The organism is Kitasatospora sp. NPDC059722 (assembly GCF_042733235.1).
Lineage (GTDB): Bacteria > Actinomycetota > Actinomycetes > Streptomycetales > Streptomycetaceae > Kitasatospora.
This window is the reverse complement of record NZ_JBHWGD010000031.1, coordinates 61563-71616: the sequence shown is the minus strand read 5'-3', so window position 1 is coordinate 71616 and position 10054 is coordinate 61563. Positions and strand designations below refer to the sequence as shown.

At 77.3% G+C, this 10054-nt stretch carries 10 protein-coding genes; 7 read left to right on the top strand and 3 right to left on the bottom strand.

Annotated elements, in window-relative coordinates; all coding sequences use genetic code 11:
• Positions 1 to 143 precede the first annotated feature (143 nt).
• Positions 144 to 809: a class I SAM-dependent methyltransferase gene (locus ACFV4F_RS20970; RefSeq protein ID WP_380504445.1), complete on the bottom strand. Its 666-nt coding sequence runs from the start codon at positions 807 to 809 to the stop codon at positions 144 to 146.
• 315 nt (positions 810 to 1124) lie between these two features.
• Here ACFV4F_RS20970 and ACFV4F_RS20965 point away from each other — a divergent pair, with 315 nt between their 5' ends.
• Genes ACFV4F_RS20965 through ACFV4F_RS20955 form a run of 3 tightly spaced genes read left to right on the top strand, consistent with a single transcriptional unit; the run spans position 1125 to position 3211 of the window.
• Positions 1125 to 1799, top strand: coding sequence for an ArsR/SmtB family transcription factor (locus tag ACFV4F_RS20965; protein ID WP_380504442.1), 675 nt, complete (start codon positions 1125 to 1127; stop codon positions 1797 to 1799).
• Positions 1796 to 2587, top strand: a complete 792-nt coding sequence (locus ACFV4F_RS20960; RefSeq protein WP_380504439.1) for an SRPBCC domain-containing protein — start codon at positions 1796 to 1798, stop codon at positions 2585 to 2587. Before ACFV4F_RS20965 ends, ACFV4F_RS20960 begins: the two co-directional genes overlap by 4 nt.
• A 51-nt stretch (positions 2588 to 2638) precedes the next feature.
• The gene (locus ACFV4F_RS20955) at positions 2639 to 3211 is read left to right on the top strand and encodes a dihydrofolate reductase family protein (RefSeq protein ID WP_380445193.1); all 573 of its coding nucleotides are present in this window, start codon (positions 2639 to 2641) and stop codon (positions 3209 to 3211) included.
• A 763-nt stretch (positions 3212 to 3974) separates the two neighbouring features.
• Here the strand turns inward: ACFV4F_RS20955 and ACFV4F_RS20950 are convergent.
• Entirely contained in the window at positions 3975 to 4421 is a 447-nt protein-coding gene (locus ACFV4F_RS20950; RefSeq protein WP_380445194.1) for an anthrone oxygenase family protein, read from the bottom strand.
• 91 nt (positions 4422 to 4512) lie between these two features.
• Here ACFV4F_RS20950 and ACFV4F_RS20945 point away from each other — a divergent pair, with 91 nt between their 5' ends.
• Entirely contained in the window at positions 4513 to 5118 is a 606-nt protein-coding gene (locus ACFV4F_RS20945; RefSeq protein WP_380445195.1) for a TetR/AcrR family transcriptional regulator, read from the top strand.
• A 640-nt stretch (positions 5119 to 5758) separates the two neighbouring features.
• Here ACFV4F_RS20945 and ACFV4F_RS20940 read toward each other — a convergent pair.
• Positions 5759 to 6187, bottom strand: coding sequence for a hypothetical protein (locus ACFV4F_RS20940; RefSeq protein WP_380504436.1), 429 nt, complete (start codon positions 6185 to 6187; stop codon positions 5759 to 5761).
• Between the two features lie 339 nt (positions 6188 to 6526).
• On the opposite strand from ACFV4F_RS20940, the gene ACFV4F_RS20935 reads away from it, so the two are divergent.
• The 3 genes from ACFV4F_RS20935 (at position 6527) to ACFV4F_RS20925 (ending at position 9431) form a co-directional block, all read left to right on the top strand.
• Positions 6527 to 8095 (top strand): DUF6210 family protein, encoded by a 1569-nt coding sequence (locus tag ACFV4F_RS20935; RefSeq protein ID WP_380504433.1) that lies wholly within the window; start codon positions 6527 to 6529, stop codon positions 8093 to 8095.
• Positions 8096 to 8377: 282 nt separating this feature from the next.
• Entirely contained in the window at positions 8378 to 8710 is a 333-nt protein-coding gene (locus ACFV4F_RS20930) for a hypothetical protein (RefSeq protein WP_380504430.1), read from the top strand.
• Between the two features lie 265 nt (positions 8711 to 8975).
• Positions 8976 to 9431, top strand: coding sequence for a hypothetical protein (locus tag ACFV4F_RS20925; protein ID WP_380504427.1), 456 nt, complete (start codon positions 8976 to 8978; stop codon positions 9429 to 9431).
• Positions 9432 to 10054: the final 623 nt, after the last annotated feature.

Below are 10054 nucleotides of genomic sequence, written 5' to 3'. Positions count from 1 at the left end.
GCGCGCGGCCGTGCGGCCCGGCTGACCCCGGGCCCGGCGCCCCGGCCGCTCCGGGGCGCCGGGCCCTGCGGGTGTCCCGGCCCTGCGGGTGTCCCGGCCCTGCCGGTGTGCCCGCCCCGCCGGCGTGCCCGGCCCGCGGCGGCTCAGACCCGCGCGAGGAGGGCGAACCGCTCGTCGTCGACCGGGCGGCCCCACAGGTCGCGATCGCCGCTCAGCGGCTCGACCCGAAGGTCGGCGACCAACGGCCGCACCACGCCCGCCAGGGCGTCGGCGCCGATCCCGCCGCTCCACGGCAGCCGCCCGGCACCGGCCGCGTACGGCGCGTCGTCCTGCCCCGGCTCACGCCACCGGCCCTCGACCAGGACCAGCCTGCCGCCGGGGCGCAGCAGGGCGGTCCACTGCCGCAACGCGGCCTCGGGATCGGGCAGCGTCCACAGCAGGTGCCGGCACAGCAGGACGTCGAAGCGCTCGTCGCCGACGGGCGGTGCCGCCGCGTCGCCGGTCAGGAAGCGTGCCGGCAGGCCGGCTTCGGCCAGCTTCGCGCGTGCCCGCTCCAGCATGCGCGGTGCCAGGTCGACGCCCGTGACGCGGTGTCCGCGCCGGGCCAGCAGCATCGACAGCGACCCCGTTCCGCAGCCGACGTCGAGCACGTCGAACGGCCCGGGCGGCGCGGAGGGGACCCAGCGTTCCAGGAGCCGGGTCCACGCCAGGCGGGTGGGCCCGGCGCTCAGCCCGTGGTCGGGCTCGTCGTCGAAGGACGAGGCGGCGGCGTTCCAGTACTCGGCGATGGCAGCGGAGTCCTCATGCATGGCCGGCATCCTCGCAGTCACGACCGACAGCCCCGCGGCCCGACGCCGGACGCGTGCCCGCCCGGGGCGCGCGATCCGCCCGTACACGGCACGCCGCCCGCCGGTACCGCCCACCGGCCCGGCAGCCCACGGATCCGCCCGCGGCCACCGCCCTCCGCACACCCCGGCACCCGCTCCCGGCACCCGGCACCCGGCACCCGGCCCAGCCGCACAGACGCCACCACCGCTCCCCCGCAGCCGCACCGCACCCCGCCACGCCACGCCGACAAGTCTTCTTTCCTTGACAATTTTTTTTGTCGGCAAGTTGCTGGAGGGGTGCTGGACGTCGCCGTGATCGAAGAACCCGCCGCGGCCGAGGCCTGCCTGGACCCGATCCGGGCCCGGATCCTCGCCGCCCTGGCCGAACCCGGTTCGGCCGCCATGCTGGCCGCCCGTCTGGGGCTGGCCCGGCAGAAGGTCAACTACCACCTGAAGGAACTGGAGCGCCATCACCTGGTCGAGCTCGCCGAGGAGCGGCGCAAGGGCAACGTCACCGAACGGGTCTACCGCGCGGCGGCCGCCTCCTACGTGATCTCTCCGCGGGTGCTGGCCGGGGTGAGCCCCGATCCCGAGCGCTCCCCCGACCGGCTCTCGGCGCGCTGGCTGCTGGCCCTGGGCGCGCGGCTGGTCCAGGAGGTCGGGACACTGGTCACCGGCGCCTCCCGGGCCGGGCGCAAGGTGGCCACGTTCGGTCTCGACGCGCAGGTGCGCTTCGCCTCGGCCGCCGACCGGGCCGCGTTCGCCGAGGACCTCGCCCAGGCCGTGGCGGCCCTGGTCGCCCGCTACCACGACGAGGGCGCGCCCGGCGGGCGCACCCACCGCGTCGTCGCCGCCCTCCACCAGATCCCCGCCACCGCGCCCGCCGCCGCGCCGCCCACCGGAAGCCCGTCCGCCGAAACCCCGTCCGCCGAAGCAGCGGCGGACCCCCCAGCCCCGGAGCCCCCGCGATGACCCACCCGTTCGAGATCGCCCTGGACACCGTCCTGCCCGCCGGTCCCGAGCAGGTCTGGGAGGCGATCGCCACCGGCCCCGGCGTCGACTCCTGGTTCATGGGCCGCAACACCGTCGACCCCCGCGAGGGCGGCACCGCCGCCATGACCACCGCAGGGCACCGCCAGGAGGCGGTCGTCACCGCGTGGGAGCCCGCCAAGCGCCTGGCCACCCGCACCCCCGAGACCGGCGACGGCCGCTTCATGGCCTTCGAGTACCTCATCGAGGGACGCGAGGGCGCGGCCACCGTGCTGCGCGTGGTCCACAGCGGCGTCCTGGGCGACGACTGGCAGGAGGAGTACGACGCGCTGCGCCGCGGCTGGCCCTTCCACCTGCACACCCTGCGCGAGTACCTGGCCCACTTCGCGCACCGCACCGCCGTCCCGGTCTTCGCTTTCGCCCCCGCCCCGGGCCGCACCCCGCAGGAGATCCGGGCCCTGCTCGCCGGCGCCCTCGGCCTGCCCCTGCCCGTCACCGAAGGCGCCCGCGCCCGCGCCGACGTCCCCGGCCTGCCGCCGCTGCAGGGCCACGTCGTGTGGGCCGACGACGAACGCATCGCCGTACGCGGCACCGACGCCCTGCACACCTTCCACCACGGCCCCGGCCTGGTCCTGCTCTTCCACCACCTCTTCCACCCCACCACCGACGGCCCCACCGCCGACGGCGCGGACGCCGCAACGGAGATCGGCACGGAGGCCGACCGGGCGGACGCCGCCTGGCAGCAGTGGCTCACCCGCCTCCTCGCCTGACCCCGCCCACCCCCACACCCCTGACGCCACGACCGACCGCAAGGACCCCTCATGCGCACCCTGATCAGCACCGCGTTCATCTCCCTCGACGGCGTCGTCGAGGCCCCCGGCGGCGAAGCCGGCTACCGCAACGCCGGCTGGACCTTCAAGGACGTCGAGTTCCTCCCCGAGGCCTACGAGATCAAGCAGCGCGAACAGCAGGAGGCCGGCGCCGTCCTCCTGGGCCGCGTCAGCTACCAGGCGTTCAGCCCCGTCTGGCCCGACATGCCCGAGTTCGCCCGCTACAAGACCCTGCCGAAGTACGTCGTGTCCACCACCCTCACCGACGCCGACCTCACCGACACCTGGGGCCCCACCACCATCCTGCGCACCCTGGAGGACGTGGCCCGCCTCAAGCAGGGCGACGGCGACCCGATCATCGTCCACGGCAGCGCCACCCTCAACCACGCCCTCGCCGACGCCGGCCTCGTCGACCGCTACCACCTGCTCGTCTACCCGCTTCTCCTGGGCGCCGGCAAGCGCCTGTTCCCCGCCACCGACAAGGACGCCCAGAAGCTGCGCCTGACCGAACACACCGTCTACCCCAACGGCCTGCAGAAGCAGATCCTCGACGTCCTCCACTGACCCCCCGGTCACACCACACCACCCGCCGCGCCCGCCCCCGACACCACCGTCCACGCCCCGCCCCCGCACGGCGGGAGGACCAGGGGCGGGCGCGCAGGCGTGTGGTGTGACGGGCAGCCGACGAAGCCGCCGAGCACCGGACCCCACCACCCGACGCGCAATCCCCTTCCCGGCCGGCGGCGGCCGGCCGCCTCGCCGTCCACGCCAGGCGGCACCGGAGCGCACCGGACATGCCGGCCCGTCACCCGCCGTGCCCGCCCGGCACAACCCCCGCCCGCACCCGGCGCAGCGACCACGGCACACCGAACCCGGCACCCGGACACCCCTCCCGCCGCTGGCCGCACGCACCGGCACCCGCCTACCGTCCCGGCCGCCGGCGTCCGTACCGGCCGCGGGACGGGCGGGTGGCGGCCCGCGGTCCGTACCGGTGCCGGGAGGGGATCCGGGTCCGCGGCCCGGCGGGGCGGCCCCGCACCAGGCCGCAGACACCCGTGGCACGGCGCACCCGCCCCACACCCGACCGCGCCCGGGCGGCACCGGGGCCGTCGTCCCGGAGAAACGGGACCGGGCCGCCGGCCGGAAGCGGCAGGACTGCGAAGAGGGGTGACGCCCCGCCGGCCGCGGCACCGGGCCCCGCGGGGGGCGCACCACGTCGGGCGCCCGCCCGGCAGGCCCGGGGCGTGGCCGGGGCATCGCGCCCCGCCACGCCCCGCACTGCCCCCGCTCCGCCCGGGGGCCGCCCTGCCGGGCCTGCCCCGCGGGCTCAGGGGCGGGCGGCGGCCAGCAGGGCGAAGGCGGCGATGATCACCGCGACGCGGCCGTAGTGGTAGCGCTCCCAGCGCTTCATCTGCTCCTTCCAGTCCGCGGGCCGGTTCTCGGGGGTCCACGTCTTGCCCCGGTTGTTGATCGGGACGAGCAGCAGGACCGACATGAGCACGCTGACGACCAGCAGGGCGCCCGCGGTGACGACGAGAGCGGCGCCGTGGCGGTGCCACCCGGCAACCGCCCACAGCACGACCAGGACGAGCGAGGCGATGTACCAGAAGGGCATCACCGCGCCGAGCATCCGCCCGCCGTGCGCGCGGCCGAGCTGGCCGCCGTCACCGGGAAGCGCGTCGAAGATCCGGTTCACGAAGAAGGCGACGCAGAACTCCACCCCCACCATCACCCCGACGACCACGGTGGTGAAGACCTCCAGTGCGCTGAGCATGATGACCCCTCCAGGCATCTAGTGCTGCTAGCCGATGAGGCAACGCTAGTACTACTGCCGCTCGCTTGTCTAGCGGTGCTAGGGTCGGGTCATGTCGGTCACGCCGGTCCAGGAACGCAAGCAGCGCGAACGGGCGCAGCGCGAGCGCCTCATCGTGGCGGCGGCCCGTGAACTCGCCGAGCGCCAGGGCTGGGAGGCGGTGACCACCCGGCGCCTGGCCGAGCGCATCGGCTACAGCCAGCCCGTCCTGTACGGGCACTTCCGCGGCAAGCGGGAGATCATCGGCGCGGTCGCCCTGGAGGGCGCCGCCGAGCTGGCCGCGACGGTGCGGGCCGCGGCCGCCGCCGCCTCGTCCGCCGGCAGCGCGGGCGGGCCGCGGGAGCGGGCCGGTGCCGTGGCCCGGGCCTACCTCGGCTTCGCCGCGGGCAACCCGGCGCTCTACGACGCCCTGTTCCACCTCGACGCCGGCCTGGCCTTCGCACGCGAGGACACCCCCGGGCCGCTGAAGGACGCCTTCACCGCACTGCTGGACAGCCTCGGCGAGGCGGCCGGCGACGGCACCCACCCGGCGCTGTTCACCGAGGTGTTCTGGGCCGCCCTGCACGGACTGGCCACCCTCGCCCGGGCCGCACGCCTGCCACCCGGGGACACCGCGCGCAGGACACAGCTGCTGGTGGAACGGCTCACCGCCAGCTGACACCCCGCCCGGCCCGGCACCCCATCACAGCCGCCGCACCGCCCCGGGGCCCCGGCCCCCGCCGCCTGCGCTCACCCACGCCCGCACCGCACGCCGCGACACCCGCCGACCACGACCCGCCGCCCGCACCGCAGGTGACACGCCGCCCGCCGGCCCGCCCGCGCACAACAGGCACCACCACACCCCGTTGCCCGCACCGCAGGTGACACGCCGCCCGCCGGCCCGGGGCCACGGCGCAGCGGTACGGCCCTCACCCGCGCACCCGGCGCCCCGCGGTCCGGGGCCCGGACCCCACCGCTGGCCGCCTGCGGCTCACCCACGCCCGTACCGCACGCCGCGACACCCCCCGATCACGACCCCGGCCCGTCCGCGTACCCGGCCGCCGTGCCCGTGCCCCGGCACGGACACCGGCACACCGCCGAAACCGCGCCCCCGCACCGCAGGTGACACCGCGCCCGCCGGCCCGCCCGGGGCCGCGGCGCGGTCGTGCGGCCCCGCCCGCGCACCCGGCCCCGCCCGGCCCGGTCCTCTGGCGGCACCCCGTGTCCCGGCCGGGGGGCGGGCGACGCGCCGTCGCCACTCCCCCGCGCCGCGACCCGCCGTGGCCCGCCGGGAGCAGCCGGGTGGCCGCGCGGTGTGTTCACTGCGCGGGCGGCCAGGGCACCAGGGCCGGGCGGGCGGGGTCCGGGTTCGCGTCCGGGCTGCGCAGCGTCAGCTGGCGCCGGCGGCTTCGGGGTGTCCAGCCGTGGCGCACCAGCGCCTCCCGGATCAGGCCGGCCACCAGTCCCGGCGCGATCACCACGCCGTGCTCCACCCACACCACCAGGCGCTGCCCGTCACCCTGCGCGTGCGCCACCACGACGGCCAGCCCCGGCTCGTCGTCGGGCGCCACCGTCCAGCGGTAACGGTCCCCGCCGACGACGATCACCCGCGAGCCCTTCCCCGCCAGCGCCACCCGCACCACCCCTTTCCCCCGATACCCGATCACGGCCTCGCGCCCGATCATCGCCTGCCGGACGAGGCCCGTACGAACGGCCGTGACGGCCGGGCTTCCGGCAGGCACCGCCATCGCCCGCAGAAGACCCGGCCGTCCACGCCCGGCCGAAGCGCCCCGGCCCGGCCGGCGGTGCCCCGGCCCTGCCGCAACCCCGTCCGGAGGCGAAGCCGGCGCTCACCGCGACGAGGCCCCGGCGCAGGACACCGGCAAGCGAGCGGACCGGGAACATCCTGCCCGCCCCACCCCGGCGCCTGACGGCACGTGACGGCACACCGGCCGTCGGCCGCCATCCACACCGCCGGCCCCGGCCCCTGCCGGTAAGCCGGAACCCCGTTGACCCCTGCCCGCGCGCAGGAACACTGGCCCCACCCGGTATCAACCCGGACCTTCCGGACGGACACGGCAGGACGCATGGAACGGAACACGGCTTCAGAGTCACACGCGGTGACGGCTCGTGATCTCGTGACCGGCTACATCGACGCCCCCGGCGCGGTCGGCGCGGCCATGAGAGCGGCGTCCGTCCCGCTCGAACGGCCGGCAGACGTGCTCGGCCTGGTCCGTTCCCGGCGGATCATCGCCGGCCGCGGCAGGATCGGCACCTACTCCTACCAAGTCCACGGCGCGGGCTGCCTGTTCACCCGTGAGGACGGCACCGAGATCGACACGGACTTCACGGGCGACGGCCGGGAGATCTTCGATCTCTGGCGGCTGCGCCGCTACGCGCAGACCCTGCCCGAACCTCGCGACCCCGCGGAACAGGACCTGCGCTCCGCGGTGGAATCACTGAAGCCGCTGCTGGCCGAGGTACGGCCGGGATGGTTCACCGTCACCGGGGCCCGCCCCGCGGCACGACAACGGCACAGGACGGGCCCGCACAGGGCCTGGCCACCCGAAACGACCCGACCCGCACCGCCCGCCATCACACCCACCGCCTGCCACCATCACACCCACCGCCTGCCGCCTGCCGCGCCGGTGAACGACGGCGGCCCGCGGTCGCGGCACGGTCTCGCCCGCCCTCAGGAATCCGCTTGCCGGGCGGGGCAGTTCCAGCCGGCCGCGCCGATCTCCCGGCCCTGCATGTCGTCGATGTGGAAGCAGCCGCCACAGGCCCACACCGTGATCGAATCCCGCCGATGGCCGACCTGGAAAGGCTCGTCCCCCCGCGACGTTCCCGACCAGGAACCGTCACCGGCCGGCGAGTGGGTGACCACGACACAGGTCTGCCCCGGCAGGATCGGTGGGTACCGGCCCACGGCTCCACCGCCGGCTCCAGCGGCGCATCACCATCGTTGCCGACCACCAGCCGCGCGCCCCCGGCGAACACCCTCAGCCCCCGTTTCCCCGCCACGGCCCGCGTCCTCGCCCGCAGGGCCCCGTCCACCGGCCCCGTCCACCGGCCCCGTCCACCGGCCCCGTCCACCGGCCCGATCCTCGCACGGGCACCCGCACCAGCCGGCCCGCCCCCAGCGCCCCGGCCCCGGCGCCCCGGCCCGGTGGGGCGAAACCCGGTTGAACCCCCCTCCCCGGCCTGGGGACACCGGCCCCGTGGACCGCCCGCGCTTCGTCTTCCTCGACCCCGACGCCACCGGCGGCCGAGCCTGGCTGTACGCGCTCGTGCACGCGCCCACCGGGATCGTCTACCAGAGCCAGTACGGCGGCCTGGCCTGCCGCCAGGGCCGCGCCGAGGGCCACCTCGTCCCCCTCCACGCCCCGCCGCCCTCCACGCACTGCGCCGCCTCTTCGAGAGGCCTTCCGCGGCGCCGGCACACACGGCCGCCCCTTGAGCACCGCGCAACGGACCGCCCTGCGCGAAGCGGTCACCGGCATCCGCTTCCGGGCCTGCGACGGCAGCACGGAAACCCCCCACCCGCTGCGCCCGGACGACACCCGCCTCCACGAAGCCGACGAGGCCCGGATCCCCGTGACCACCCCCGACGGCCCCGCCGTCCTGCCGTCCTGCCGTGGTCCAACTCCGGCTGACCGGCCCCGCCCCACCCCGGCACCGGCCGCTCCCCGGCCCCGCTGCCGCCCCGCCTGCCGGCGGCACACGGGGCGGCAGCGGCCACGATCCGTGCCCCGGCAGGAAAAGCACCCGCCCCACAGGCCACCGGCCGCCTATCATCGGCTCCGTGATGCCGCCGAGAGCCGATGCCGCGTAGGTCCCCGCGCCCGGTGCGCGCCGGCCCGGCCGGCCGTCAGGGGCACGGCCCGGTCGGCACACTGCTGATCACGGCCTGCCCCGGGCCGCCCACGTGCAGCGCCGTGCACACGTATCTCTTCGTCGACGGCCTCGACCTGATCGCGCGCACCCACGACGGCGCCACCGGCGGCCATCCGGGCCGGCTGCTCGGACCCGCGGGCCCCCTCTACCCGACCGATCAAGCCCGGCAGGTACACGTCGCGACGCACGGTCAGGGCCCCGACGCCGCCCCGGCCGTCGGCATCCGCATCCGGCTCCGGGGCCGGACGGTGGTGTGGGACGGCCTGATGTACCCGGACGCCCGGGACCGCATCATCGAGGAAGTCCGCTTCGACGCGGCCCAGTACCTGGCCGAGATCGAACGGGCCTACACGCGATGGGGCCGCGGCACATAGAAGCCGACGAGGCCTGGAGCCCGTGACCGCCCCCGACGGCCCCACCGCCCTCCTGCGACCCGGCACCGGCCGACCCCGCCCCCATGCACCAGCCGCCCCCGCTCCCGCTCCCGCCCCGATGTACCAGCCGCCACCACCCGGCCGCACCGACGCCCGCACCGACGCCCGCCCGCAACCGCGCCCCGGCCGGACAATCCCCTCCCGCCCGCGCCCGGACGGAAGGGATGACGGCCCCCCAGGCGCCGACACCCAGGAGCCGCCCCGCATGCACACGCCCGCCCACTACCGCGACCTGGCGCGTGCCTGCGACGACGGCCGCGTCCTGCACCGGCTCGCCCGCTGCCCCTACCCCTTCGTCTGGCACGAGCTCGCCGCCAACCCCCACACCCCGCCCGCGGCCCTGCTGGAACTGGCCGCGGCCCGCCACAGCCCCTGGAACGACAACCGGCTCCTTCACCTGCTGGCCGGGCACCCCGCGGCGGACCGCACCGTCCTGCACGCCGTCCTGGACGCCACCGCGGCCAAACTCACGCAAGGCCGGCGGCCCTACGCCGCCGCCGCAGCCCTGGCCGGGCGCAGCGAACTCGAAGCGGACGAAGTCCGCAGGCTCGGCGCCCTGCCCGGTGCGTCCGCCCGCCTGCGCACCCTGCTCCACCGGCGCCTCGCCGCCCGCGGCCTGACACCCCCGCCCGCCCCGGCCCAGGCGTCCCCGGGACCCTGACGGCGCCGGCACCCCGCCGGACCGGGCGCATCAGGCCCCGCGTGCTCGCTCCCGCGCCCGGCCCCACGCCTGGCCCGGAGCCTTCACCGGCCCGGCCCGGTCCCCGGGGCCCGGGGCCCGGGGAACCCCGGTCTTCTCCCGCTGTCCGGCGCACGGCGGACACCCGGCAACCACCCACCGCCACCAGCAGGCCCGCTCCCGCCCCCGGCCCGGTGGCCTCACGGGCCGTCATGCCCCGGTGCCCGGGGCCGTCCTGGAGAGAGCCGGGTGCGGATCGGGCTTCGGACCGCAGTACCGGAGCGGATGACGCGGGAACCGCCCTGCGAGGCCACCGCCGCCCACCGCGCCGCATGCTCTGCCCCGCATCGGCACGATCCTGCGGATCCGGCCGCTCTTCGCACCGCGCACCGTGACGGTGGCCGACGGCAGGCGCACTCGACGGGCGCACCACCCGCCCGCCCGGCCGGCGCCCTGCCCCGAGCACCCTGCGCAGCCCTCAGGGCCCCGCCGCGGGCCGGGGGGGGGGGGGCCGGCCGGGGGGGGGGCGGGCCGGGGGGCGGGGGGGGGGGCCGCCCCCCCGGCCCGCCACCCCGGCCGGCGCGGCCGCGCCCGCCAGCCCGCCC

Excerpts from the sequence above, each read along its gene's own strand:
- ACFV4F_RS20935 (WP_380504433.1), top strand. The coding sequence starts at position 6,527 with ATGGAACGGAACACGGCTTCAGAGTCACACGCGGTGACGGCTCGTGAT.
- ACFV4F_RS20940 (WP_380504436.1), bottom strand. The coding sequence starts at position 6,187 with ATGGCGGTGCCTGCCGGAAGCCCGGCCGTCACGGCCGTTCGTACGGGC.
- ACFV4F_RS20950 (WP_380445194.1), bottom strand. The coding sequence starts at position 4,421 with ATGCTCAGCGCACTGGAGGTCTTCACCACCGTGGTCGTCGGGGTGATG.
- ACFV4F_RS20970 (WP_380504445.1), bottom strand. The coding sequence starts at position 809 with ATGCATGAGGACTCCGCTGCCATCGCCGAGTACTGGAACGCCGCCGCC.
- ACFV4F_RS20945 (WP_380445195.1), top strand. The coding sequence starts at position 4,513 with ATGTCGGTCACGCCGGTCCAGGAACGCAAGCAGCGCGAACGGGCGCAG.
- ACFV4F_RS20960 (WP_380504439.1), top strand. The coding sequence starts at position 1,796 with ATGACCCACCCGTTCGAGATCGCCCTGGACACCGTCCTGCCCGCCGGT.
- ACFV4F_RS20925 (WP_380504427.1), top strand. The coding sequence starts at position 8,976 with ATGCACACGCCCGCCCACTACCGCGACCTGGCGCGTGCCTGCGACGAC.
- ACFV4F_RS20955 (WP_380445193.1), top strand. The coding sequence starts at position 2,639 with ATGCGCACCCTGATCAGCACCGCGTTCATCTCCCTCGACGGCGTCGTC.